This is a genomic window from Streptomyces sp. NPDC002018, assembly GCF_042890865.1.
Taxonomy (GTDB): domain Bacteria; phylum Actinomycetota; class Actinomycetes; order Streptomycetales; family Streptomycetaceae; genus Streptomyces.
Genome location: NZ_JBIASO010000001.1, coordinates 304,987 through 330,987 on the forward strand (window position 1 = coordinate 304,987; position 26,001 = coordinate 330,987).

The following is a 26,001-nucleotide window of genomic DNA, read 5'->3' on the forward strand; positions in this document are numbered from 1 at the left end:
GAGGTGTCGCGATGACTGAGCGGTATGTGGTGGGGCTTCAAGAGGTGGACGGGACGCAGACCGCGATCGTTGGCGGCAAGGGAGCGAACCTGGGCGCACTGTCGCGGATGGACGGCATCCGGGTGCCGGGTGGCTTCTGCGTGACGACGGACGCCTTCCGGCGGATCATGGCGGAAGTTCCGTCGATCGATGATCAGCTCGATCAGTTGTCGCGCTTGAACCCGGACGACCGGGAGGCGGTCCGCACGCTCAGCGCGCGGATGCGCCGGACCATCGAAGGGATCGCCGTACCGGGCGATCTCGTGGCGGCGATCACCCGCGCGCTCGCCCCGCTCGGTGAGCCGGCCGCCTACGCCGTCCGATCCAGCGCGACGGCGGAGGACCTGCCGACGGCCTCCTTCGCCGGCCAGCACGACACCTCTCTGAACGTCGTGGGGCCGACGGCGATCCTGCGGCACGTCAGCCGGTGCTGGGCCTCGCTGTTCACCGAGCGAGCCGTGACCTACCGCCGACGCAACGGCATCGACCACCGTACGGTCCACATGGCCGTGATCGTCCAGCGGATGGTTCTCCCGCATGCGGCCGGCGTCCTGTTCACGGCCGACCCCGTCACGGGCAACCGGAAGGTCGCCACCGTGGACGCCGGTTTCGGCCTCGGCGAGGCCCTGGTCTCCGGCCTGGTGAACCCGGACGTCTTCACGGTGCGGCACGGCGAGGTCGTCGCCAAGGCGATCGCCCCCAAACAGCGGGCCGTCCACGCCCTGCCGGCCGGCGGTACGCGGGAAGTGGCGGTCGACTCGCACCGGAAGGAGCAGCCGGCGCTGACGGATGCGCAGGTCCTGCGGCTCGTGCGGCTCGGCCGGCGGATCGAAGCGCACTTCGGCCACCCGCAGGACATCGAATGGTGCCTGGCCGACGACGGTTTCCAGATCGTTCAGAGCCGGCCGATCACCACGCTGTTCCCCATCCCCGAGACCGGCGACCAGGAGAATCACGTCTACGTCTCCGTCGGTCATGGGCAGATGATGACCGACCCCATGAAGCCCCTGGGGCTCTCCCTGTGGAAGCTGACGGCCATGGTGCCGATGCACGAGGCCGGCGGGAGGCTGTTCGTCGATGTCACCCGGCGCCTGGCCTCGCCCGCGAGCCGCACCGCCCTCCTGGACGGCATGGGCAGAGGCGATCCGCTGATCAGGGACGCGCTGGAGACCGTCCTCGACCGCGGCGATTTCGTTCCGTCGCTCCCGGACGCGGGTCCGGGCGGTCCGCCGGCCGGCGGTGCGTCCGCTCCGATCGAGACCGATCCGGCCGTCGTCACCGAGCTGGTCCGGCGCAGCCGGACGTCCATCGCCGCTCTGGAGCGCGACATCCGGGGGAAGGCCGGACCGGCCCTGTTCGCGTTCCTGCTGGAGGCCTTCGAGGAGCACAGACGAGTCCTCGGTGATCCGCTGAACCATCAGGCGATCATGGCGGGGATGGAGGCCACGTGGTGGCTCAACGACAGGCTCCAGGAGTGGCTGGGCGAGAAGAACGCGGCCGACACGCTCACCCTGTCCGCCCCCGGCAACATCACCTCGCGGATGGGACTGGCACTGCTCGATGTCGCGGACGTGATCCGCCCGCATCCGGAGGTGGTGGCGTTCCTGCGGGGCGTCGAGGACGACGGCTTCCTGGACGAGCTGGCGAAACTCGCCGGCGGGAGCGAGGCGCGCGACGCCATCGAGGCCTACCTCGACCGGTACGGCATGCGCTGCGTCGGCGAGATCGACATCACGAGGCCACGTTGGCGCGAACGCCCCACCCAGCTCGTGCCGTTGATCCTCGACAACGTCAGGAACTTCGGGCCGGGCGCCGCCGCGCGGCGCTTCGAAGAGGGGCGGCAGAAGGCGCGGAAGAAGGAACAGGACGTGCTGTCACGCGTGCGGGCCCTGCCGGACGGCGACCGCAAGGCCGACGAGGCCAAGCGGATGATCGACCGGGTCCGCACCTTCATCGGGTACCGGGAGTACCCGAAGTACGACATCGTCAGCCGCTACTTCGTCTACAAGCAGGCCCTGCTGGAGGAGGCCGAGCGCCTTGTGCGGGCCAATGTGCTTGCCGAGCAGGGGGACATCTTCTACCTCACCTTCGAGGAACTCCACGACGTCGTGCGCGCGAACCAGGTGGACCACGGGCTCATCCAGGGGCGCAAGGACGCGTTCCGGTCGTACCACGCGCTCACACCGCCCCGGGTGTTCACCTCGGACGGTGAGGCCGTCATTGGGGCGTACCGGCGCGACGACGTGCCGGCCGGCGCCCTGACCGGCCTGCCGGTCTCCGCCGGGACCGTCGAGGGAAGGGCCCGCGTGATCCTCGACCTGGCGGAGGCCGATCTCGAAGCGGGCGACATCCTGGTGACGACCTTCACGGACCCGAGCTGGTCGCCGCTGTTCGTCGGAGCCGCAGGCCTGGTGACGGAGGTGGGCGGCCCGATGACCCATGGCGCGGTGATCGCCCGGGAGTACGGCTTGCCGGCCGTGGTGGGCGTGGAGCGGGCCACCCGGCTGATCCGGGACGGGCAGCGGATCCGCCTGCACGGAACCGACGGTTACGTCGAGATCCTGCCGTGACCGGCCACACCGAGAGGGCCCGTTCACAGATGTTCATGGCCGGGGCCGGCCGACAGTCCCGTCATGATCAGGCCCGCCGTGCGGCGGGTCGCCGCGACCACATGGTCCGAGACGCCGTCGCCGCCCGGCACCATCACCCACACCGCACCGGTGTCGCGCGGCGAGAGCCGCAGTGGCGCGGCGACACAGCTGACAGACGGGTCCGCCTCGCCCGCGTCCAGCACGGGGCGCATGTCTCCCAGGTGGCCTGCTTCCTGGGCGCGGATCAGGGCCAGCCGTCCAGTCCTGAGCCCGGTGGCGGTCGGCAGGTCGTCGCGCACGGCCATCCCGGGGGCCGGCTCGACGGCCAGTGGCCGTACGCCCGGCAGGACCTCGACGATCAGTCCGCCGCGCGGCACTTCGACGCTGAGCGCGACCAGCCCACCGGTCGCCTTCGCGAGTTCCAGGAGCGGCCGCCGGGCCACCGCACGCAGCCGGGGCTCGCCCGGGGCGGTGGAACCGAGCTGGACGAGGGTCGCACCGATGCGCCACCAGGCACCGTTGCGTTCGACCGCGCCGACGGCCGCCAGCTGGCCGAGGAGCCGGGTGACGGTCGTGCGTGGCAGGCCGCAGGCCCGCTGAAGGTCGCTGGTGCGGGCGACTCCGCGCTCGCGCAACGCGGTGAGCAGGTCGAAGGCACTGCCTATGACGGCGCGCGCCGACGCGGTACCGCGCGTGCCCGCCGATGCGTTCGGGAACACTCCGTGCATGAGCGAAGCCTCTCATGCGGCCGGGGTGTGGGCAGTGTGCGCCTCTTCCGCCTCGGCGGAGACGATCGGTGTGAGCGCCGGGCTGCGACTGCGGTCCCGTGACCGTTCGCGGCCGTGTGGGTGACCACTGAGCGGTCACCGACCAGCCGCCCGGTCCCTGCTCCGCCTAATGTGCGCCGCTATGAACGATCTCTGCACGACGGCCGACGTCGTACTCGTCGGGGCGGGACACAACGCACTCGTTGCCGCTGCCTATCTTCTGCAAGCCGGCCGGAGCGTGTGCCTGATCGACCGCATGGAACAGCCCGGCGGCTGGGTGCGGACGGACGAGTCGGGCGCGCCCGGCTATCTGCACGACCGGTGGTCCGCCCTGCACCCGGCACTCGTCGGCGGCCCGGTCTGGGCCGAGCTGGGCCCAGATCTGCGCCGGCACGGCCTGGACTATGTGGTGGCGCCGCTGGCCACCGGGTCCTCGCTCCCGGACGGCCGGACGGCGATCGCGCCCGTCGCCCCGGAAGCGCTGGCCGTGGAACTCGACCGGCTCGGGGAGTCCTCCGGCTGGGGTGCTCTCTTCGCCGGCGTCGGGCCGTACCTGCCCACCCTGTTCGGCCTGCTCGGAGACGGCTTGGACGGTCCCGCCGCGCAAGCCGCGTTCGCGGAGCTGAGCAGCGAAAGCCGAGGGAGCGCAATACCGTTCGAGCGCCTCCTCACGGGCGACGCGCTGGAGCTGGTGAAAGAGCACTTCAGGACCGAGGAAATGCGTTCTCTGGTGGCGCCGTGGCCGTTGCACCTCGGCGCGGGCCCCGAGGCCCCCGGCAGCGCCCTGTGGGCGGTTGTGGCTCTGGCCACCTTCACGGTCGGCAATCCCACACCGGTGGGCGGGTCCGGTCGGCTCGCCGAGGCACTGGCCCGGCTGGTCGCCGAGCGTGGCGGCAGCATCCATGTCGGGGTGGACGTGGACGAGATCCTTGTGCGGGACGGCCGCGCCGTCGGTGTGCGGACCTCCGACGGGGCGACGGTCAGGGCGACTGAGGCGGTCGTCGTTTCGACGACCCCGGACCTCCTGTACGGCCGGCTGCTGCGGAACACACCGGGCATCCCCGCGGGAGTACGCGGCCAGGCCGGGGCCTACCGGTACCGGCGCGGCTGCTTTCAGGTCAATCTCGCCCTGTCCGCCCGGCCCCGGTTCACCGACAGCCGGCTCGACCAGGGCGGTGCCATCAACCTCGGACGCGGTGTGAACGCGCTGGTGACGTCCGTCCGGCAGGCGGAGGCCGGCGTGCTGCCGGAGCATCCGTCCGTCTCCTGGCACGAGCCGACCGCCGTCGATCCCTCTCGCGCCCCCGCGGGGCACGCCGTGGTGCGGCTCCAGGTGCTCGACGTACCGCACAGTCCCTCCGGAGACGCCGCGGGAACGTCCTACGGGGCCGGCGGATGGGACACGGCGACGGCGGAGGCTTTCGCGGACCGGGTCGTCGCGGAGGCCGAGTTGCACGCGCCGGGCTTCGCCGACCTTGTCGTGGAACGCCACATCACGACGCCCGCCGACCTCGCACTGCACAACCCCAACGCCGGGCCCGGTGATCACGCGCAGGGAGACAACTCACTGGCCCAGGCGTTCACACGGCGTCCCATGGCGGCTCACCGCGGGGGATACCGCACCGCTGTCCCCGGCCTGTGGCAGATCGGCGCCGCGACCTGGCCCGGCCCCGGTGTCAGCGGTGGCTCCGGCCGGAACATCGCCCACGTCCTCACACGTGACAATTCCGCGCCGTGACCCGGACCGCTCACACCTCCGGGTGCGCCGCAGGTCACCGGTAGGTCCGCCGAGCAGCCCACCCCGTCCGACCACGTGGCTCACGACGGTTCCTGTGGCGCTCGGTGGGTCGTGGGGGCACTGCCGTGCAGCCGCCTGCTGACGTGCGCGGGCATCAGGAGGGCGTGGGCACTGAGAGCCTCCAGGAAGGAGCTGGTGACCGGGTCCGGGCCGGTGCGGGTGTATCCGCTCAATCGCCGGACCACAGGCGGGTCGGGGCGCAGGAACGCGCCGGTGAAGTGCGGTGGGATGGTGTTGGCGGGCACAAGTGTGGGTCCGAGCCCGGCCGCGGCGTAACCGACGGCCGAAGGGGCCTGTTCGGTGCGCAACGCGATCCGGGGTTCGAATCCGGCAACCGCACAGGCCCGGTCGAGGTAGTCGGAAAGGCCGCTGTCCGGTGTGAAGTGGACCCACTCCCGGTCCGCCAGGTCGGACAGCCGGACGTCCGGTGCCTGTTCCTCGGCCGCCGCGGGATCGCCGGCGTGAGTGACGACCAAGAACTCCTCGGTGCCGATGTGGTGTGCCGCGCCCTCCCAGCCGTCGGGCAGCGGGCCGACGGCGACGTCGGCCTGGCCGGCGGTCATCGCCTGCGCCATCTCCTCCCACCTGCGGTGCTCGAACAGGCGGATCCGTACCCCCGGGTGCCGCAGCCGCCACGGGCCCAGGACCGCGGGCAGGACGCCGACGCTGATCGAGTAGAGCACCGCCAGGTGCAGTTCACCGGTGGAGACCCCGGCGGCACGCCGGGCGTAGACGGTGGCGCGGCCGGCCTCGGCCAGGGCGGCACGGGCGTGCGGCAGCATCGAGCGGCCGGCCGAGGTCAGGCGCACGCCACGAGGCAACCGCTCCAGCAGCGGCCCGCCGACTTCACGTTCCAGTGTCTGGAACTGGTGGGAGAGTCCGGGCTGGGTGACGTTGAGCCTTTCGGCAGCCCGTGTGAACGAGCCCTCGTCCACGATAGTCACCAGATATTCCAGCTGCCGCAGCGTTGCCATGCCCTCAGCCTATAGAAATGATGCCAAACAATTCTTGGACTTCTGGCCTGATTCAGGGAAACCATGGATTCAGGCGGACGATCCGCGAAGGGTCGAACGACAATCGATCGATCGGACGTACCGCAACCGCGGACTTTCGTACCGTGACAGCGAGGGAGTCATCATGGCGCTCACATCCCCTGAGCAGATCACCGTGGGTAATATCGCTCTGTCATTTCACCGGGCTGCCGCTGCCGTCACCCGTCGGGTCCTGGAGTCCTACGGTCACCGGGTGAACAGCGTGGAAGCCACGCACGAGGAGTTGTTCCGGCAGCAAGAAGAAGGCCGCGTTGACGTGTTGGTGTCCGCGTGGCTGCCGTCCAGCCACGCCGAGTACCTTTCCCGGTACCTGGACCGGGTTCAGGTGCTGGCACCGCACTACCGGCCCTATTGCGTCTGGGCGGTGCCGCCGTATGTTCCCGTCGAGGAGGTGTGGGATGTTTCCGATCTCGCCAGGCCCGAGGTCGTCGAGCGTATGACCACGGCCATCGACGGAATCAACCCCGGCGCGGGTATCAGCCGCTTCTCTGCCGCGATAGTGCGTGAGTACGGCCTGGAAAAGGTCGGTTACACATTCACTCCCGGAACCGAGGACGGCTTCATCGCGCGAGTGAACCGCGGCATCGCGGCACGTGAATGGTTCGTCATTCCCTTGTGGCGTCCGCAGTTCCTCAACCGTCTCCACGCATTGCGGCCGCTCGCGGAACCCGAGGGACTGCTCGGCACTGTGGACCATGCCAGCCCGGTCATCCGCCTGGAGGCGCTGGGACGAATCCACCCCGAGGCCGTTGCCCGCTTGGACACCCTGAACATGGGAAACGAAGGCGTCGAGGAGATAGACGCTTCGATCAACGTCGGCGGACTGAGCCCGCTCCAGGCGGCCGATCGCTATCTCACCGATCACCACCTCACGATGTCCGTATGACCGCCGAGGGCGGCACACAGGTGAATTGACGCGATGTATCCATGGCGAGTCGGGCGAACGTGGCAGCTGTTCCGAGGCCGGGCCAAGAGGGAAAGCGGGCGGAGCGGCAGTCATCTGGTCCGGCTCGGAGAAGCCAGTACGCGCATCGGGACGACCCTTGACGTCCTGCACACCGCGCAGGAACTGGCGGACTTCACGGTACCTTTTCTCGCCGACTACGTCGCGGTCGATCTGGCGGAGACGGTCCCGCTCGGTGAAGAGCCCCTGTTGAAGCTGGGAACCGACAAGGACGACGAGACGGTATTCCACCGGGCGGCCGCGGCGTCCATCCACGAAGGCATACCGGAGAGCATCTGGCAGAAGGAGGAGCCGGTGTTCGTGCCGCCCGACTCGCCCTTCACCGGGGCGTATTTCTCAAGGGAGTCCTATCTGGAGCCGGAACTGGACGTGGCCGCATGGGAGACCCACGATCCCGGCCGGGCGGCGAAGATGCGTGAGAACGGCATGCACTCGATGATGATGGTGCCCGTCCACGCACGCGGCATGGTGCTCGGCATCGCGATCTTCCTGCGGACCAGCAACCCGTCGGCGTTCGATCTGTCGGACCTGATGCTGGCCGAGAACATCGTTTCGCGCGCCGCTCTGTCCTTGGACAACGCCCGTCGTTACGCACGTGAGCGGGCGGTGGCCCTCGCGCTCCAGCGCAGTCTGCTGCCGTCCACGCTCTCCGGTGGCTCCGCCGTCGACCTCGCCTCCCAGTACCTCCCCGCGGACACCGAATCCGGGGTGGGCGGAGACTGGTTCGACGTCATCCCGCTGTCCGGTGCACGGGTGGCGCTGGTGGTGGGTGACGTCGTGGGTCACGGCATCCAGGCGGCGGCGACCATGGGCCGGCTGCGTACAGCCGTACAGAGCCTCGCGGACATGGACCTGCCACCCGACGAACTGCTCACTCACCTGGACCACCTGATACTCCGCCTTGCCGCGGCCGACGACATGGTGGGCCACGCCGCACAGAGCGCGGCCGGGGCCACCTGCCTGTATGTCGTCTACGACCCGGTCACACGCCACTGCGCCATGGCGCGCGCGGGTCACCTGCCGCCGGCGATCGTCGATCCCGACGGCCTCGTCACCTACCCGGACGTCCCTGCCGGCCCCCCGCTCGGACTCGGATCCATCCACACCGTGCCCTACGCGGCCACCGACCTGACCCTTCGGGAGGGCAGCCTGATCGCCCTCTACACCGACGGCCTCGTCGAGTCCCGCGACGACGACATCGATGTGGGCATGGATCGCCTGGCGGCCGTTCTCGGCCGGCCGAACCACTCCCTCGACGAACTCTGCGCCGAGGCGGTCGGCATGCTCTCGGCCAGGAGGCAGCCGGACGATGTGGCCCTGCTGCTGGCCGCCACCCGGATGATCGGCCCCGGCCGGACGGCCTCCTGGGACCTGTCCGCCCCCGACCCCTCCCTCGCCGGAGAGGCACGCGCGTGGACACGGCGTCAGCTGGCGAAGTGGAACCTGACCGAACTGGAGGCCGCGGGGGAGACGGTCGTGAGCGAGATGATCACCAACGCCATCCTGCACGGCTCGGGACCGATCCGACTGCGTCTTATCCGGGACCGGGTACTCATCTGCGAGGTCTCGGACGGCAGTGGCAGCCTGCCGCGTCCGAGGCAGGCCGACACCACGGACGAGAACGGCCGTGGTCTGTTCCTCATCACCCATCTGTGCAGCCGATGGGGGAGCAGATGGACCCCGGACGGCAAGATCATCTGGGGTGAACTCGACCTCCCGCCCGCCGAGCATTGACCACAGCGTGGGCGCACCCGCCGTTGGCGGGATTCCTTGCGGCCCTCGGCCTCAGGCCGCCTGAGCTGCGCGGTTGCGGCGAGCTTCCCCGGTCGGGTGCTCACCGAACGGGACGTACGCCCGCGTCTATCATGACCGGTGGTACCGAGGGCGGTGGTGGAGAGGACGCGGGGCATGCGGTGGCTGGGGGAACTTGAGGCCGAGATCTTGGACTGTCTGTGGAAGTGGGGCAGACCCGCCACGGTCCGTGAGGTCGTCGACGACATCAACACCCGTCGGCCGGCGGCCTATTCGACCGTGATGACCGTGGCCACGATTCTCTACAACAAGGGCTGGCTGACCCGGGAGAAGCAGGGCCGGGCCTGGCTCTACACCCCGGTACGCAGCCGGGAGGCGTATTCGGCGGCTCTCATGGAGGATGCGCTGGGTGCCAGTGAGGACCGGCCGGCGGCTCTCGCGTACTTCGTCGAGCGGATGACCGACGAGGAAGTGGCCGCGTTGCGTGAGGCCCTCCGGGCCGCCGGCCGTCTCGCCGAATGAACGCCGCCCCCGCCCTTCTCGGTTACGCGGCGGCCGTTGGCTGGGTCGCGCCGCGTGTGATGCTACGGAGCAGTTGGCCACACCGGTCCCCGGTACTCGCCGCGAGTGTGTGGACGGCGTTCGCGGCCTCCTTCTCCCTGTGCATCGCGCTCGCCGCTCTTCATCTGGCCACCCCGGACGCGCATCTGCACGGCATTCTCTACTCGTGCGGCGTGGCCCTCGGAATCGCTCGCCCCGGCATGGGCACGGTGCAACACCTCGGTGTCGCGGCCTCGGCCGTGGTGGCGGGTGCCCATGTGCTGAGCTTCGCCTTTCACGCGGTGCGCGCCCGTGGGGCACGCAACGGTCACCGCAGGGTCCTGGACAAGGTCGGCCGCCCGTCGGCCCGGCTGCGCGCCACGGTGATCGAGCACGGCACACCGGCCGCTTACTGTCTCCCCGGCCGTCGTCCCAGGATCGTCCTGAGCACGGGCGCGGTCGAGCTGCTCTCCGGTGCGGAACTCGACGCTGTGGTCGAGCACGAGCGGGCTCATATCGCCGGTCGTCATCATCTGGTGCTCGTCGCCGCCCAGTCCTTCGCGACGGTCTGCCGCGGGCTGCCCCTGGCCCGGCACCTCCGTGAGCAGATACCACTCCTGCTGGAGATGGCGGCGGACGACCGGGCCCTGCGCCGTTATCCGCACGGGGTGCTGGCCGCCGCCATGCTCGAAATGGCCTCAGGGGGCGCCGTGCCCCGGGGCACACTGGCCGCCGGAGGCCCCACGGTGCTCGTCCGGCTCCGGCGGATCCTGGCGCCCGCGCGGCGTGCGCACCCGGCTCTCCGCGCCGCCATGGCCACGACCGCCGTGATGACACCGCTGCTGCCCCTCCTCCTCGCGTGCCCTCCCGGACTGGGCTGACACGTGGCTGCCCGTCGTGGCGCGGGCCCGGCCGTGACCGGCAGGACGGTGGTCAGCTGATGCGTACGCCCCACATGAACGGCATGCCGCTGCGCTCGATCGACTCGTAGCGCACCTGGGCGCCCGGCTTCGGTGAGTGCAGGATCTGCCCGTTTCCCGCGTAGAAGCCGACATGGCTCAAGTCGGTTCGCATGATGATGAGATCGCCGGGCTTGAGCGCGCTCAGGGAGTTGATCCGGGTGCCGACGTTGGCCTGATCCTGGGACGTACGAGGTAGGGACACGCCGGCCTGGCGGAACGCCCAGGACGTGAGACCGGAGCAGTCGAAGGAGTTCGGCCCGGCGGCTCCCCAGACATACGGCATGCCGACCCGGCTCTTGGCCGCGTCGAACGCGGCGGCGGTCCGTTGGGAGGCACTGGCTTCGTTGCCGAGTTCGACCCGCTCGCTGGACCGGTTGGCCCGCTCTTCCTCGGCGGCCCTGTCGGCTCGTTCCTCGGCCGTCAGTGTGTTGAGGAGTTTCTGGGCCTTCGCCAGCTTGCCCTGGATCTCGTTCTTCTTTTTTCCGAGTTCCTCGCGGGTGTCCCTGAGGTCCTTGAGCTTCGCCGCGGCCTGGCTGCGCTGCTGGCGCAGGTCACGCTGCTGTTCCTGGAACTGTTCCAGCATGTCGGCCTGCTGGGTGCTGAGCCGGTCGAGGTCGGACACCTGGTCCAGGTAGGCGTCGGGGTCGGCCGAGAGGAACAACTGGACGGAGGGGTCGAGGCCACCGCTTCGGTACTGGGCGGTCGCTATCGAACCGAGGCGGTCACGGAAATCGTTCAGGTCGGCTTGTTTACGGGCGGCGGTGTCCTGGAGGTTGTCGACCTGCTCCCGCAGTTCGTCGGCCTTCTCCTTCGCTCCGTTGTACTTCTCCGTGGCCTGCGTCGCCTCCTCGTACAGGCGGTCGATCTGCGCCTGCACACCCTTCTTGTTCGGATCGGGCAGCGGATCGGCGGAGGCCGACTGCGCCGACACCGCGACGGCCGCTGCCGCTGTCACCGAGAGCACGGTCGCGTACGCGTGGTTCGACTGCTTGGGACGACGGTGGGACGCCACTGAGGCGAGCTCCTTCTTCCACTACCGCCGACGGGTCCGGCGGCACCTCCGCCGTCACCCCCGGCGAGTGATCGACCGTGCGAAGATAAGAGCACATACTAAACTGCTAAGCAGATTAGTTCCAGCGCGCTGGTGAGGGCGAGGCCGGGTGGGTGAACGCCCCCTCGAAGGGCCCCGTACGGACGGACGCTGGTGCGCACCATGCGGCGCGCACCAGCGCCACCAGCGGCTATGCCTGGATACGGCTACGGCGTACCCACCACACCGCCGCCCCGGCCAGGACCACCACGACAGCGATCACCGCCACGATCAGTCCCGTATCGCCGGACTCGTCCTTCGCTTCGGGCGCGGCCGTCCCCGTCGGATCGGCAGCCGGACCGGCAGCCGGGTCGGACGGCGTCGGCGTCGGCGCCGCCGAGGGAGCGCTGGTACTCGGCTCCGGTGACGGACTTGAGGCGATCGGGGTCGCTCCGGGGGCCGCCGCCTTCAGCTCCAGAACGGGCGCCGGGTTCCCCACCTCCTGCCCGCCACCGGGGATCTCGATCCACCGGGAGATCTCGCCGTCGCCGTATGTCTCGACGGTCTTGAACGCCAGCGACTTCGCGTCCGGCAACTGCCGCACCGTGATGCTGTGCTCGGCGTCCGTACCCGTCCCAAGGGGTGAACCGCCCACGGTGTAGCCGTCGTCGGTGGCCGTCAGCTTCCAGCCCTTGGGCGCCTTCTTCAATGCCACGGCGTCCGGGGCGATTCCCTTCGGCAGGACGATCCGCAGCTCCTTGATGCCCGCGGTGGCCGACTCCGCCTCGGAAGTGAAGTCCAGGGTGACGTTCTCGGCCAGCGCACGCGCGTCGGAGGCGGTGACCTCGGCATGCGCGGCGGCCGGTCCCGCTCCCGCCGCGAGGACGGCTGCCGCGGCGACCACCGCGATGCCGAACCGCCGAGGGTCGAGGACAGTGTGAAGTCTGTTCATGGTGAAAGTGCTCTCTCGTACGGGCGGGCTCGTCCACGGGCCGTACAGCCGGCCAGGGTCAGCCCACCGGGATCAGGGAAACGTCTCCCGCTCGCCGTGCCGGAGGGCCCCTGCGCACCACGACATCGCACAACACCACTTCCACCACCGACCGTACGGCGGCGGCGTACGGTCTCCTCGGCGCGGAGCGGACATCGGGTCGCGCGGCCGGACGCCGGCTGCCCAGCACGGCGGCGGCGATCAGGCCGACAGCGACCCGTGCCCATCTGCCCACTGCTCCGGGCAGCCGGCTCAGCGCCTGATCCGCGCGGTACATCAACAGCGCCACCGCGAGCGCCGCCACGCAATGCGCCGCCATCATCACCGGAGCACTGTGGTGCGGCGCACAGCCCTGCCCCCGCAGCGGGTGCGCCCCCTGGAGGACCCGTACATGCCCGTGCCCGGCGGGAGCGGGTACGGACAGGGCCGTATGCAGCACCCACTGGGCGCCCCCGGTGGCCGCGGCCACCGGCAACCAGGAACGGGCGGTGCCCGCCGCGGCCGCCGACGCCATCAGGACCCCGGCCGCCCCGTACAGCAACCGCGGCCACGGCACCGGATCCTCCGATGCCAGATGATGCCCCACGACCGCGAGTACGGTGCTGGTCAGTGTGAAGACGGCAGCCCGCGTCCACCGCCCGCCCGGTCCACGCCGTGACGGGCAGAGAGAGGTGAACGCCGAGATCCGGTCCATGCCGCGCCCATCATCCACGCCGCCGCGCCGGCGCGGTACCACCACCCCCACACGAGACGAGCCCCCTGGCCGTTCGCGGCTCGATAGGATTCCGTCCGGGTTCTGACCGCGGGGTGAACGGGACAACGAGCGCCGGTTCAAGCGGATTTCGGCCGGCCACGTCGGCGAGACAGCGCCCGGAACGGTGACCGCACCACCACATAAGGGGAGAGCCAGTCATGCGCGGAGGCAGCATCGCTGTGGTCGGCGGCAGCATAGCGGGGTGCGCCACGGCCCTGGCCGCGTCGCGCGGCGGAGCCGAGAGGATAACCGTCTTCGAGCGGGCCGACGCCCAACTCCGCGACAGGGGAGTGGGAATCGCCCTGCACAACGACCGGTACGACGAGCTGAGGCACGCGGGATACGTGGCACCCGAGATGCCCTGGGCGCCCCTGACCCGGCGGGTGTGGAGCATGCGCGACGGCGAGGCGGACCACGGCCGGGCCATCGGCGAGCAGCCGTTCCCCTTCCGCGCCTACAGTTGGGGCTCCCTGTGGAGCGAGTTGCGCCGCCGGGTGCCCGAGGAGGTCTCCTACCGGTCCGGCGCGACGGTCATCGGCGTGGATCCGGACGCCGACGGTGTGACACTGCGGCTCGCGGACGGACACCAGGAGCACTTCGACGTGGTGATCGGGGCCGACGGGTACCGCTCCGTCGTCCGCGAGGCCATGTTCCCCGGGGTCAGCGCGGCGTACGCCGGTTACATCGGCTGGCGCGGCGCGTCCTCGGACGTCGCCGATCTCCCCTCGGACGGCCATGACGCGCACAACATCGTCTTCCCCGGCGGCCACTGCATCATCTACCGGATCCCGGACGGCGCCGACGGGCACCGGCTCAACTGGGTGCTCTACACGACGCCCCCGCGGAACGACGGCCTCCACCCGGACCTGCGGACCCCGACCTCCCTGCCGCCGGGCCGTCTGCACGCGGAGCTCACCGCGCATCTGCGCGCCCTGGTGGCCGACACCTTTCCGCCGTACTGGGCTTCCAGGGTGCTCCGTACACCCCCTGAGACCACTTTCATCCAGCCCATCTACGACCTGGAGGTGCCCCACTACACCTCGGGACGGATGGTGCTCGTCGGCGACGCCGCCAGCGTCGCCCGGCCGCATATCGGCGGCGGCAGTGTGAAGGCGCTTCAGGACGCCACCGCCCTGGAGGCCGCCTGGGTGACCGGGAGCAGTTGGCAGGAGGTCCTGGAGAGGTACGACGCCGGCCGCAGCGCCGTCGGGTCGGCCATGGTCGCGCTGGCCCGCAGGATGGGCAGCGCGCAGGTCGAGAACACACCGGACTGGTCCGCCATGGGCCAGGCGGAGTTCGACGGGTGGTGGCAGGACCAGAACAAGGGCTCCGACCGGAGCAGCGGCTTCGGAGGCCACAGCATCAAGGCCGGCTAGCATCTTTCGTCTGGATCTGGCGAGCCCAGCAGGATCCAAACGAGAGGCCCTGAGGGCTGTCCCGTACTTCCCGGACACACTCCGGAGCGCGATCAGGGCGGTGACCGTTCACCGGTCGCCGCCCTCGCGAGGGGTACCGCTCGTGTCTCGGACCGCCGTCGGCGCGAGTTCGAGTGCGGCGTGCAGGGCGGTGGCATCGGCACGGGCGTCCGCGCCGTCCAGTCGCAGCGTCGTCCGCCCCGAGGTGAGGACCGTGAGCGTACGGGCGCACTCGGCCGCCTGGGCCGGGCTGGGGGAGACCAGCAGCACGGCGATGCCCTCGTCCGCCAGAGTGGTCACCAGCTCGTGGACCTGCCGGACGAGTACGGGCGCGAGGCCCTCGGTCGGCTCGTCGAGCAGCAGCACGTTCGGCGAGCCCAGCAGCGCGCGGGCCAGCGCCAGCATCTGCTGTTCACCGCCGGACAGGTCCGCCCCCCGGTTGTCCCGGCGCTCGCCCAGCCGGGGCAGCAGCTCCAGGACACGCGCGGGGGTCCACACGCTGGGGCGCGTGGTGTCACCACGGCGCGGCGGACGGTAGGAGAGCCGCAGGTGTTCGGCGACGGTGAGCCCGGCGAACACGCGGCGGCCCTGCGGCACGAGGCCGATCCCGGCGCGGGCGATCCGGTGTGTGGGCTGCCCCGTCAGGTCCCGGCCGTCGAGCCGTACGCTGCCGGCGCCGGGGCGCAGCAGTCCGGCGACGGTGTGGACGAGGGTGGTCTTGCCGGCGCCGTTGTGGCCGACGACGGCGTGGACCGTGCCGGCGGGCACCGACAGGTCGAGATCGTGGAGGACGGTGCCGCCGTGATAGCCCGCGGTCAGGCCGGTGAGTTCGAGCATCGGGGGCCGGTCATCCTCTCGTGTCGACGGACGGGTCGGCGGTGGACGCGCCGGCGTTCCCGATGCCGGGGGCCGGGACGTCGGCCGCGATCGTCTCCGGCGTCGTGCCGGTGTTGTGGTAGGCGTCGCGGACCTCGGGGTGCGCGAGCACCTCCTGGGTCGGACCGGTGACGAGCACCCGTCCGGCCGCCAGGACGGTCACGGTCGCGGCGAGTTGGGCGACGACCTCGACATGGTGCTCGACCAGGACGATCGCGACGCTCTCCGGCAGGCCCCCGAGGACGCCGAGCAGTCGGCCGATGTCGCCGTCGGTCAGCCCGGCCGCCGGCTCGTCCAGGAGCAGCAGACGCGGGTCGCCCGCCAACGCGGCGGCGAGGTCGAGCATGCGGCGCTGTCCGTGGGAGAGCGTGGAGGCCGGCCGGTGGGCGGTGTCCGCGAGGCCGACGGCCTCCAGACGGTGGCCCGCGGACTCGGTGTGCAGCCGGTGGCGGGACGGGCTGCGCCAGGCACCGCGGCGCTTCGGGTGGTGCGGCCAGCCGGCCAGTACGACATTTTCCAGGACCGTCAACTCGGTTATCACCGAGGGCTGTTGGAAGCTACGGGCGATACCGAGACGGCTGCGCCTGGCGGTGGACGTACGGGTGATGTCCGCGCCGCCCAGGACGATGGTGCCCCGGTCGGGCCGGTCGGTCCCCGCGATGAGGTTGAGCAGGGTGGTCTTGCCGGCGCCGTTGGGGCCGATGACGGCGTGCCGGGCTCCCGCGGGCAGCCGCAGGCTGACGTCGTCGACGGCGGTGAGACTGCCGTATCTGCGGGTGAGACGGGTGAGGTCCAGCACCGGGGACGCCGGTGCCGGGGCGGCGGTCTGTGGGGGCGTCATGGGGAGACCTTCCCGGCGGGGGGCGGGGTGCGGGCGGACATGGACGCGGCCGGGGGCCGCTCGTCGGGCCGGGGCGGCCCGTCGGGCGCCGGCCCGCTCCGGCCGGATCCGCCGCGCAGGCCCGCCAGACCGTGCGGCAGCAGGTACACGGCGGCGACGAACAGCACGCCGAGCAGCAGCGGCCCGTGGCCGGGCCACGAACTGGCGACCCAGTCCCGGGTGATGACGATGAGCCCGGCGCCCATCAGAGCGCCGATCACGGATGTCGTACCGCCGATGACGGCCGCCAGCAGCGCGAACGCGGCGATCTCGAAGCCGACGTCCGCGGGGGAGAGGTACTGCTGGACGGTGACCATCAGCGAGCCGCCGACACCGGCCAGCGCGCCGGCGCCCACGTACGCCACCAGCAGATAGCGCCCCACCGGGTGCCCCGAGGCACGCATCCGCGCCTCGGCGCCCCGGGTGCCGGTCAGCAGTTTCCCGGCCGGGGAGCGCAGCACGAGCAGGGTGACGGTGACGGCCAGGACGGCGACGACGAGCGCGTAGGTGTAGACCTCGCTCTCCTCGGACATTCCCTCCCCGCTCCACAGCGCCCGTGTGGCCGGGAAGCCGACAAGACCGTCGGCGCCCCCGGTGACGGACTTGAACTGGTTGATGACCGCGCCGGTCAGCTCACCGACGGCCAGCGTGATCATCAGCACGGTGGTGCCACGGGCCCGGATCACGGCGGGCCCCGTCAGCAGGGAGAAGACCGCGGCCGCGAGCGCCGAGAGGACGATCTGGACCGGGCCCATGGTCCACCCGGCGTGCGCGAGATTCGCGGTGGTGTACGCCCCGACGGCGAACGGCGCGGTCTGCCCCAGAGTGGGCAGTCCCGCGTAGCCGGTGAGGACCGTGACACTGACCGCGAGCAGCCCCAGAGCCAGGGCGGAACCGGCCAGCGAGATGCTGTACGGGTCGAGCATCCCCGGCAACGCGATCAGCACCACGAGCAGCACGAGCAGCGGGGCGGCCCGCCGCCACGCGGCCCGGCGCGGAAGCCGCCCGGTCGCCGCGAGCGCGTCCCCGCCCCTGCCGGGCGAGGCCTCCGTGGCGGCCGAATCGCCGTACTCCGTAACGGACTTCGCGTGGCCGGTCCCGGGCGCGGGCCGGGCGTCCCGCTCGGGGGCGGGCGCCGTGGCGCCCCCGCCCGTCCCTGCCGTCCCTGCTGCCCCTGCCGTCCCGCCCGGCCCCGCCGTCCCGCCCGTCCCTGCTGTCCCGCCCGGCCCCGCCGCCCCGCGCGGTCGCAGCCGCGCGGCGAGGTGGCGGCGGAGCCGGGCCGCCGGGTCCGGGGACGGGTCCTCCGTGCCGTGCGCGGTCGCCGGTTCCGTGAAGCGGGAGCGGAGCACCAGCACCGCCGCCATCGCGGCGAAGAGCAGGTACGGCGCCAGGTCGGGCGCCACCGAGACGCCCAGCGTCTGGACCTCGCCCACGGCGATCGCCGCGAAGAACGTGGCCCAGAGCGAGCGCAGCCCGCCGAGCACGACCACCACGAGGGACAGCATCAGCACGTTCTCGGACGTGCCGGGCCCGGGACCGATGATCGGCGCCCCGAGCACGCCCGCCGCACCGGCCAGCGCACCCGACGCCGCGAGGACGCCGAGGTGCACCGCCCGGGGGTTGTGGCCGGTGGCCGCGAGCATCTGCGGATCGTCGGCGGCGGCCCGTACCGCCGCGCCCACGCGGGTCCGGGTCAGCACCCATGTGCCGGACGCGGCGAGCAGCACGGCCATCACGATGAAGCAGAGCCGGTACGCGGGGTACCGGTGGCCCAGCAGCGTCACCGAGGAGTCGAGCGCCTCGGGGACGCGTACCGGAAGCTCGTCCGCCCCGAAGAACTGGATGAGCAGATCACCGCCGACCAGGGCGAGCCCGAAGGTCAGCAGTGCTTGCGCGAGATGCCCACGCCCGGCGAGCGGAAGCGTCGCGGCGGACAGTCCCGCTCCGGCGACGCACGCCGCCGCGGTTCCGGCGGCCAGCCCGAGGGCGAGTCCGCCCCAGGTCCCGTCGCTCAACTCGGCCCCCGTATAGGCGCCGATCGCGTACAGCGTGCCGTGCGAGAGGTTCAGTACGCCCGCGGTGCCGAAGGCGAGACTCAGGCCGGCGGCGACCACGAACAGCAGCAGCCCGTAGGCCACCCCGTCCACCGCCGGCATGAGGTGGGCATCGAGGAGTTCCACATCAGCCGCCGAGCGTCGCCAGGTCCTGGACCATGACGTTGGCGAGCTGGTTGCCGTCCGGCCGCACCTGACGCAGGTACCAGGCCTGCACCGGCGAGTGCGCCTTGTCGCCGAACTCCCAGGCGCCGCGCGGGCTGTCGATCTGGCCCAGGCCCGCGATGGCCTTGTTGATGGTCTGCGGCGTCACCTCACCGTCCTTCGCGGCATCGGCGATCGCCTTGTCCAGCACGGCGGCCGCGTCGTACGACGCCATCGCGTACGTGGTGGGCTGTGTGTCGTGCTTGGCCGTCCAGTCGGCGGCGAACTCACGGTTGGCCGCGTTGTCGAGGTCGGCCGCGTAGTTCAGGACCGAGTAGATGTCCTTCGCCGCGTCGCCCTGCGCCTGGAGCACACTGCCCTCGGTGACGAAGGCCGTGTACAGCGGCAGATCGGCGATGTCGGACTGCGCGTACTGCTTGGCGAAGTCGATCGCGGCCTTGCCGGCGTAGAAGCAGTACACCGCTTTGGCGTCCGTCTTGGCGATCTCGGCGAAGTACGGCATGAAGTTGGTGGTCTTCGGGAACGGCGTCCAGGTGGTCTTGCCGTCCGGATTGGCGAGTTCACCCCCCACGCGCTTGAACTCGTCGGTGAAACCGCGCAGTTCGTCGTAGCCGCCCTGGTAGTCGGGGCCGATCGCGTAGACCGGCCCGTCGACCTTCTCCTTGACGTACGGGGCGATGGCCTTGCCCGGCTCGTCGGACAGGAAACTCGTCGTCCACACGTATTCGAGATCCTTGATGACCGGCCGGCCGTTCGATCCCAGGAAGGGGATCCTGGCCTGGTTGACCAGCGGCAGCACCGCGTTGACCGAGCCTCCGCCGACGAGGCCCGTCAGCGCGTCGACCTTGTCCTTCTTGACCAGTTTGGTGGCCGCGGGAACGGCGGTCGGCGGACCGTCCCCCTCGTCCGCCACGATGAGTTCGACCTTGTGTCCACCGAGCTTGTTGTCGTGGGTGTCCAGGTACAGCTCGAAGCCGGCTCGCAGGTCGGTGCCGACCGGCTTGTAGGTGCCGGACAGGGAGGCCACCAGGCCGACCTTCACGGTGTCGTCGCCGGCTCCGCTGTCGCTGCTGCACCCGGTGACGGCTGCCAGACCGAGGGCGAGGGCGGCGGCGCCGACCGGCCGGACTCTGCGGCGGCGCGAAATGGACAGGTCGAAGAACATGAGGTCTCTCATCGGTAGGAACGGGCAGAACGGGTCGAGCGGCGGTGCGGCGGGCTCGGCAGGGGCGACGACCCGGGTGGTGCGGTGGTGCGGGCCGTACGGACGGTGCGGGTCGTACAGACGGAGCGGGCCGTACAAACGGAGCGGTTTGTACGGACGAGCCGGTGGTGCGGTCGGACGGGAACGGCCCGGCGATCAGTGCGAAGGCTCGGTGCTCGCCTCGCGGACCTGGGGGGACAGTGCGTCGCCGACCTGATTGATCAGTTCGGACATCATGTAGCTGACCTCGCCGATGTCCGCGTCCCTGGTGGTGGTCACCAGCAGCGAGGCGCCGCTGGAGACGGCCATCGAGAACATGTAGCCGCCCTCCATGGCCGTGAGGCTGTGCTCGACGGGATCGGTGTTGGTCAACTGTGCGGCGGCGGACAGCAGGTTGACGACGCCGGAGGCGATGGCGGCCAGCCGGTCGGCGTCGTCACGATCCACACCGGTGTACGCCAGCGCGAGTCCGTCCACGGACACGGCTATCGCCTGGGTGACTTCCGGGATGCGTCCGGCGAAACCGCTCAGGATCCAGCTCAGGTCGGCGGGGGAAGTCATTTCTTGCTCCGTTCGGTGTCGTCGGCGGTGGCGGAACGCCCGCGCTGGTTGGTGCTCCTGTTGATCCCCTGGGCGTAGGCCGCCAGGACGTCCGAGACGTGCCGGGAGTCCCGGCGGCGGGGCGACGGCCTGGGCGCGGTGGCGCCGGAGCGCTGTTCGGTGCCGTCCCGTTTGCCCAGTGTGGGCTGCTGCTGCGGCGTGTTGCGCTGCCGCACGGGCAGTCCTGAGGAGCTGACTCCGGCGATCCGCGAAACCGGCTCGTCGCGCAGGAAACGCCGGGCAGGCGTCTCCCCGCGCTCCCGCTCACGCGTGTCGGCGCCGGGGCCGCCACCGCGGAACGGGTTGCCTCCGGCGGCGCCACCGGGGGGTGTGCCCCGGCTGCTTCCGCCCGGCTCCGTGCCCCATGTCCCGCGGGGCCGGCCCGGCATGGGGGCGCCGCCGGCGGGAGCACCGCCCGGGGCGGCTCCCGCACCCGTACTGACCGGGGCGCCGTCGCGGTCGGGCCACCCGCCCATCGCGGCGGGCCGCCTGCGCCCGGACTCTCCGGGGGTGAACGGACGAGGCGCCTGGTAGCGCGCACCGATGCCCCGGCTGCCGTGGTCACGGCCCTCGCCGAACGTGCCCTGCGCCGGCGCGGTCTTCCGGGGAGCCGTGGCCAGTACGGTCACGGGCAACGCGACCTCGGCGATGGTGCCGGGGCCGGACGAGTCGCACAGTTCGACCACGATGCCGTGACGCGCGGCGAGCCGCGCCACCACGCGCAGCCCCATGGACCGTACGTCTCCGATGCCCGACTGCGGCTCGCGCAGCGCGGCGTTGTAGGCCGCGCGGCGTTCCGGGGTGATGCCCACTCCCTCGTCGACGATCTGTACGACGGCCCGGTCCCACAGCCGCCATACGGCGACGCCGACCTGCTTGTCGGGAGGCGAGAACCGGGTGGCGTTGTCGAGGAGTTCGGCCAGGATGTGCGCCACGTCGTGCACGGCGCGGGCGGCGATGCCGATCTCCGAGTCGATGACACCGAGTGACACACGGTCGAAGCGCTCGATCTGCTGGGCCGCGGCCATGATGACGGTGGAGCAGCCGATGTCCTCCGAGCGCACCCGGGCCTGACCGTAACCGCCAAGCACCAGAAGGCTGTTGGTGTTGCGTTCCATGCGGATGGCGAGGTGGTCGAGGGCGAAGAGGGTCTTCATCCGCGCGGGGTCGGCTTCGTCGCGCTGCACCATGTCCAGCTCGGACACCATGACGGTGGTCAACTGCGCGCCCCTGCGCGCGACGCCGACCAGCGTTTCCGCGAACTGCTCGTGGATGTGGGCCTGTTGAGCCGCCAGCCGGACGGCCTCGTGGTGAACCGCGTTGAACGCCTCACCGACCTCGCCGATCTCGTCCCCGCCCGTGGTCCCGATCGGGTCGCCGGACCGCTGGGCGACCTGCTCGGGTGTCGCGCCCCTCAGCGCGCCGGGCTGCGACAGTTCGCTCATCACGGCGGGCAGCGCGGTGTGGGCGACCTCGTGTGCGGCGTTGCGCAGATCATGCAGCCGGCGGATCATCACACGGCCCATGCGGATGGCCACGACGACGGCGCCGACCAGGGTCAGCACCACCAGGGTGACCTCGCCCCCGGCTGTCCAGACGAGGGTGCTACGCGCGTCGGAGACCGTCGAGAAGACGGACTCGTCGATCCGCTTCTCCACCGAACGCAGCAGCGTCAGCCGGTCGTTCGAAGCCTTCTGCCACTCCTTCGGGGTGACCGTGATGTCCTTGCTCGTTCCCGTACGCCCGATCTCGTCCTCGAGGCGGCGGGCCTCCAGCGCCTTCGCGCCGGAGAGGGTGCGCTCCAGCCAGGTCCGCCACTGGCCGGGGCCGAGGTCGAACAGGACGCTGATCGACTCGGTGTAGCCCAGCCGGCCGGCGTCGAACGTGCGCTGGGAGGCGGTCGTGAAGCCGCCCGCGGCCTGCGCCCTCATGACCGTGACCTGCTGCTGGGCCGTGTACTCGGCCGCCTCGGACAAGGCGGCGGCGGCGCGGATCCGGTCCGCGATGTCGGCGTCGACACCGTCGGCCTGAGCGATGCCGTCGCGGTAGCCGTTGAGGTCGGCGATCACGATCCGGTAGCCGAAGGCGAGCGCGGAGATGGTGCTGCCGCCCGAGCGGACCTGGGCGCGCAGGGAGGGCATCTCGTCGATGAAGCGCTCGATACGGTCCAGCGCGTCCCGTGCGTTGCCGGGCACCTCGGACAAGGACTCGATCTGGCCGCGGAACCTGGCGACACTCGCGTCGGTCGCGTTGGTGCTTTCCTGGAACGTCTCCGCATCTCCCTGTGCGGAGACCAACGCGGTGGCTGCCGCCCGCTCGCGCTGCAACTGGTGGGTCAGCTCTCCTGCGGTCGTGGCGACTTCGACCAGCGCGGCCAGCCGATTGGCCTGGAGCGCCTGGTTGGCCGCGGGTGCGAGGGCCAGAGCCGAGAAGGCGACGGCCACGGTGAGGGGCGCGGTGACGAGCAGGGCGAGGCGACGATTGATTTTCACTGAGCGGCTCCATCGCCGGAACCGGTGCTGAGTATCGGTAACACGCAGATCCTGTTTACGGATTGGGGCGGAGTGTCGGTGGGGACGCTGCTATGTCGTGGGGGCGGTGGGGACAGTGGGGGCAGTGGTGTGCCGGTGGGGAATGGTGCGCATTGTGTGCGTTGTGGTGGATGAGGTGGAGGGGGCCCCAGCGGCGCGGCCTGATCCTAAGCGGTGGCGCGTGGCGGCGGACGCGTGCTTTGTCGGAAAACGCACGCAACTCACCGGCGTGGGAGCGGTCCGGTCCCGGTCACGGCTGCCCGGGGAGCGGTCCTCCCCGGGGTCAATCGGAATGACCGGACAGGCCGGGCGCAACCAAGACCGACCAGTGCACCGGCCTGCGTGAAGGGAGGTCTGACGGCAGGCGGAATGTCCAAGAGCCTTACTGGAGCGCATACTTGACGGCCCATCAGCTCTTAGGGTTTCGTTGCGGAAAGGTTAGATCCAATGGATCGACACGGCCGTGGCGTGCCGACGTGAAGGCGGACATCTCGGCGCGGGCAGGACCCCGGTCGAGTCGGACGCGGGTGTCGACGCCGGTCGGCGGGTCGGCGGGTCGGCGGGTCTGCGGCTCGGCGGGTCTGCGGGTCGGCGACGTGCGGCAGGATGCGGCAGGTCACCGGGGGGACTCTTGCGCGGGCGCGTCTCCACGCACCGACAGCGGTCACCGCGGTGCTCGGCCGTCTGCCCGCCGCACCTCCAGGAGGCGGGCGCGCGGGAGGGTTCATCCGCGATCTCGACGCCGCCCTCCGCGCCTGAGGGCGAGCGGATCCCCGGCGGAAGCAGCCGGCGGGGCTCCGTGCGCGTGCGGTCCACAGGCGGGCGCGCCGGGCCGGTCCAGTCTGCCGGGCGGCCGGACTGGGGACAGCGGGCCTTGCTGCCACGACAGTCCCATGACCGCTCCCTCACACCGGTGTGCCCGACGCCGTCCGTTGTCCAGGATGGACCCGGGCGGGCCCCGACGCGACCGCGACCGGTCTCCCGGCCGGCCCCGAGCCGCCCCCACTACGGGCGGCCGGCGGGCAGGCGGGAGAGGACGGCCGCCGCGGCGATCACGACGGCGAGGCCGGTGAGCATGCCGTACAGCGGCGGACCGGGGCGGGCGATCCCCGAGGTGATGAGCAGGGTGGTCGCCACGGCGGGCGGGTGATGGGCGTTCAGGAGGACGAGCAGGAACAACGTGAGGCCCACCGCGAGGGCCTGGGCGCCGATCTGCCGCCAGGTGTCGGAGTGCTGCCCGACGGTGGACGGGTGGTCCCACAGACCGAAGGCCGCCAGACAGGCCAGGCCGCAGGCGGCCCCACAGGTGTGGCCGAGAACGGAGTTGCGGATCTGGGCGGCCTCCGACCGGGGATGGGCGAGAAGGATGTAGGCGGTCGGGCCGATCGTGGTGGTGAGCAGTATCCAGTCGATCCCCCTGCCGATGGCGCCGACAGCGGTCAGCGCGACGGCGGACAGGACGAACAGCCGTGCTCCGAGCCGCAGCCGGGCGCCCAGGCTCCCGGCCGGGGACTCGTCCATCGCGCGGTTCGGTCCCGGTCCCATCGTCCGGTTCAGCCCCGGTACGCCTTGAGCAGATACATCCACACTTCGCTGATGGTGGGGAAACACGACACGGCGTGCCAGAGCCGGGGAACGGGCACCTCGCCCGCGACGGCGATGGTGGCGGAGTGGAGCAGTTCACTGACGCCGGGACCGACGAAGGTCATACCGAGCAGCACCTCCCGGTCCAGGTCCACGACCATGCGGGCCCGGCCCCGGTAGCCGTCGGCGTAGAGGTTCGCTCCGGGGACGGAGGCGAAGTCGACGTCGACCGCTCGTACCCGGTACCCGGCGTCGGCCGCCTGTTCCGCGGACAGGCCGACCGCGGCGGCCTCCGGATCGGTGAAGAAGATCTGCGGGACGGCATGCCGGTCGGCGGTGGTGGCATGGGACCCCCAGCGCGCGGTGTCCAGTGGCAGGCCGGCCGCGCGGGCGCCGATGGCGTCACCGGCGATCCGGGCCTGGTACTTGCCCTGGTGGGTGAGAAGGGCGTGGTGGTTGATGTCACCCAGCGCGTACAGCCACTGCCCGTCCACGTCCCGGACGGCGCACGTCTCGTCGACGTCCAGCCACGACCCCGGGGCGAGGCCCACCGTCTCCAGACCGATGTCCCCGGTGCGGGGGGAGCGGCCGGTGGCGAAGAGGATGTCGTCGACGTCCAGCCGTGTCCCGTCGTCCAGAACGACACCGAGCGGCCCCGCGGGATCCGGCCGGTGAAGCGCCTCGACGGACACCCCGAGGCGGACGTCCACACCACCGGCCTCCAGCCCCGCGGCGACCAGCTCACCCGCGAAGGGCTCCATCCTGGGCAGCAGGGCCCGGCGGGCCAGCAGTGTCACCGAGGAGCCCAGACCCTGCCAGGCCGTCGCCATCTCGACACCGACCCCACCACCGCCGACGATGGCGAGCCGTCCCGGCACCGAACTGGAGTCGGTCGCCCTGCGGTTGGTCCAGGGCCGGGCCTCGGCGATACCCGGAACATCCGGGACCACCGCGTCGCTGCCGGTGCACAGTGCGACCGCGTGCCGTGCCGTGAGCGCCGTCCCACCGCCGTCGGGGACACGGACGACCACCCGCCGGGGGCCGTCCAGCCTGGCCTCCCCCCGCAGCAGATCGGCGCCGATGCCTCTGACCCAGTCGGCCTGGCCGGTGTCGTCCCAGTCGCTCACGTAGCGGTTCCGCCGGGCGAACACGCCGGCCGTACCGAGCGGACCGGTGACCGCGTCGCGCGCGCCGTCGACCCTCCGGGCGTCGGCCACCGCGATCACCGGGCGCAGCAGCGCCTTGCTGGGTACGCACGCCCAGTACGAGCACTCGCCCCCGACCAGTTCCCGCTCCGCCACCGCGACGCTCAGCCCCGCGGCGCGCGCCCGCTCGGCGACGTTCTGCCCCACCGGACCGGCACCGACGACCACGACGTCATAGGTCCGCTTCGTTTCGTTCTCTCCTGAATCGCCCATCCGGCCATCGCATCACGAGCCGCCGCGCACATGC

20 protein-coding genes are annotated in these 26,001 nt (G+C 71.3%); 7 read left to right on the forward strand and 13 right to left on the reverse strand.

The features are described 5' to 3' along the window. Nucleotides 1-11 precede the first annotated feature (11 nt). Nucleotides 12-2,609, forward strand: coding sequence for a rifamycin-inactivating phosphotransferase (gene rph / locus ACFYYH_RS01335; RefSeq protein ID WP_388544281.1), 2,598 nt, complete (start codon nucleotides 12-14; stop codon nucleotides 2,607-2,609). Nucleotides 2,610-2,632: 23 nt separating this feature from the next. Here the strand turns inward: rph and ACFYYH_RS01340 are convergent, their stop codons facing one another. After that, nucleotides 2,633-3,358: a helix-turn-helix domain-containing protein gene (locus tag ACFYYH_RS01340; protein ID WP_388544283.1), complete on the reverse strand. Its 726-nt coding sequence runs from the start codon at nucleotides 3,356-3,358 to the stop codon at nucleotides 2,633-2,635. Nucleotides 3,359-3,539: 181 nt separating this feature from the next. Here ACFYYH_RS01340 and ACFYYH_RS01345 point away from each other — a divergent pair, with 181 nt between their 5' ends. Next, on the forward strand, nucleotides 3,540-5,135 hold the full coding sequence (locus ACFYYH_RS01345; RefSeq protein ID WP_388544285.1) for a phytoene desaturase family protein: 1,596 nt from the start codon (nucleotides 3,540-3,542) through the stop codon (nucleotides 5,133-5,135). An 80-nt stretch (nucleotides 5,136-5,215) separates the two neighbouring features. On the opposite strand, the gene ACFYYH_RS01350 is transcribed toward ACFYYH_RS01345, so the two are convergent. Next, entirely contained in the window at nucleotides 5,216-6,169 is a 954-nt protein-coding gene (locus ACFYYH_RS01350; protein ID WP_388544287.1) for a LysR family transcriptional regulator, read from the reverse strand. Nucleotides 6,170-6,332: 163 nt separating this feature from the next. Here ACFYYH_RS01350 and ACFYYH_RS01355 point away from each other — a divergent pair, with 163 nt between their 5' ends. The 4 genes from ACFYYH_RS01355 (at nucleotide 6,333) to ACFYYH_RS01370 (ending at nucleotide 10,384) form a co-directional block, all read left to right on the forward strand. Further along, a complete protein-coding gene (locus tag ACFYYH_RS01355; RefSeq protein ID WP_388544290.1) occupies nucleotides 6,333-7,133 on the forward strand; it encodes a glycine betaine ABC transporter substrate-binding protein in 801 nt (266 codons plus the stop codon). 33 nt (nucleotides 7,134-7,166) lie between these two features. Further along, a complete protein-coding gene (locus ACFYYH_RS01360; RefSeq protein WP_388544292.1) occupies nucleotides 7,167-8,945 on the forward strand; it encodes a SpoIIE family protein phosphatase in 1,779 nt (592 codons plus the stop codon). Between the two features lie 174 nt (nucleotides 8,946-9,119). Then, on the forward strand, nucleotides 9,120-9,485 hold the full coding sequence (locus ACFYYH_RS01365) for a BlaI/MecI/CopY family transcriptional regulator (protein ID WP_388544294.1): 366 nt from the start codon (nucleotides 9,120-9,122) through the stop codon (nucleotides 9,483-9,485). Continuing rightward, nucleotides 9,482-10,384 (forward strand): M56 family metallopeptidase, encoded by a 903-nt coding sequence (locus ACFYYH_RS01370; RefSeq protein WP_388544297.1) that lies wholly within the window; start codon nucleotides 9,482-9,484, stop codon nucleotides 10,382-10,384. The genes ACFYYH_RS01365 and ACFYYH_RS01370 overlap by 4 nt, the downstream gene beginning before the upstream one ends. Nucleotides 10,385-10,436: 52 nt before the next feature. On the opposite strand, the gene ACFYYH_RS01375 is transcribed toward ACFYYH_RS01370, so the two are convergent. The 3 genes from ACFYYH_RS01375 to ACFYYH_RS01385 form a co-directional block, all read right to left on the reverse strand. Beyond that, complete coding sequence (locus tag ACFYYH_RS01375; protein WP_388544298.1) at nucleotides 10,437-11,477, reverse strand: NlpC/P60 family protein; 1,041 nt, start codon at nucleotides 11,475-11,477, stop codon at nucleotides 10,437-10,439. Between the two features lie 229 nt (nucleotides 11,478-11,706). Next, a complete protein-coding gene (locus ACFYYH_RS01380; RefSeq protein ID WP_388544300.1) occupies nucleotides 11,707-12,447 on the reverse strand; it encodes a DUF1775 domain-containing protein in 741 nt (246 codons plus the stop codon). 58 nt (nucleotides 12,448-12,505) lie between these two features. Next, entirely contained in the window at nucleotides 12,506-13,042 is a 537-nt protein-coding gene (locus tag ACFYYH_RS01385; protein ID WP_388544301.1) for a hypothetical protein, read from the reverse strand. Nucleotides 13,043-13,398: 356 nt separating this feature from the next. Here ACFYYH_RS01385 and ACFYYH_RS01390 point away from each other — a divergent pair, with 356 nt between their 5' ends. Then, on the forward strand, nucleotides 13,399-14,616 hold the full coding sequence (locus ACFYYH_RS01390) for an FAD-dependent monooxygenase (protein WP_388544302.1): 1,218 nt from the start codon (nucleotides 13,399-13,401) through the stop codon (nucleotides 14,614-14,616). Nucleotides 14,617-14,724: 108 nt separating this feature from the next. Here the strand turns inward: ACFYYH_RS01390 and ACFYYH_RS01395 are convergent, their stop codons facing one another. From ACFYYH_RS01395 to ACFYYH_RS01430, 8 genes are all read right to left on the reverse strand, one after another. Then, the gene (locus ACFYYH_RS01395; protein ID WP_388544304.1) at nucleotides 14,725-15,492 is read right to left on the reverse strand and encodes an ABC transporter ATP-binding protein; all 768 of its coding nucleotides are present in this window, start codon (nucleotides 15,490-15,492) and stop codon (nucleotides 14,725-14,727) included. Nucleotides 15,493-15,502: 10 nt separating this feature from the next. Further along, entirely contained in the window at nucleotides 15,503-16,372 is an 870-nt protein-coding gene (locus ACFYYH_RS01400) for an ABC transporter ATP-binding protein (RefSeq protein WP_388544305.1), read from the reverse strand. After that, nucleotides 16,369-18,591, reverse strand: a complete 2,223-nt coding sequence (locus tag ACFYYH_RS01405) for a branched-chain amino acid ABC transporter permease (RefSeq protein ID WP_388544307.1) — start codon at nucleotides 18,589-18,591, stop codon at nucleotides 16,369-16,371. Before ACFYYH_RS01405 ends, ACFYYH_RS01400 begins: the two co-directional genes overlap by 4 nt. Nucleotide 18,592: 1 nt before the next feature. Continuing rightward, nucleotides 18,593-19,795 carry an ABC transporter substrate-binding protein gene (locus tag ACFYYH_RS01410; protein WP_388545259.1) on the reverse strand — a complete coding sequence of 401 codons (1,203 nt, stop codon included), beginning with the start codon at nucleotides 19,793-19,795 and terminating at the stop codon, nucleotides 18,593-18,595. Between the two features lie 195 nt (nucleotides 19,796-19,990). Next, a complete protein-coding gene (locus ACFYYH_RS01415; protein ID WP_388544310.1) occupies nucleotides 19,991-20,395 on the reverse strand; it encodes a roadblock/LC7 domain-containing protein in 405 nt (134 codons plus the stop codon). Beyond that, nucleotides 20,392-22,926 (reverse strand): nitrate- and nitrite sensing domain-containing protein, encoded by a 2,535-nt coding sequence (locus tag ACFYYH_RS01420; protein WP_388544312.1) that lies wholly within the window; start codon nucleotides 22,924-22,926, stop codon nucleotides 20,392-20,394. Before ACFYYH_RS01420 ends, ACFYYH_RS01415 begins: the two co-directional genes overlap by 4 nt. Nucleotides 22,927-23,970: 1,044 nt before the next feature. After that, nucleotides 23,971-24,486: an HPP family protein gene (locus tag ACFYYH_RS01425; protein ID WP_388544314.1), complete on the reverse strand. Its 516-nt coding sequence runs from the start codon at nucleotides 24,484-24,486 to the stop codon at nucleotides 23,971-23,973. Between the two features lie 32 nt (nucleotides 24,487-24,518). Then, entirely contained in the window at nucleotides 24,519-25,967 is a 1,449-nt protein-coding gene (locus tag ACFYYH_RS01430; protein WP_388544316.1) for a dihydrolipoyl dehydrogenase family protein, read from the reverse strand. Nucleotides 25,968-26,001: the final 34 nt, after the last annotated feature.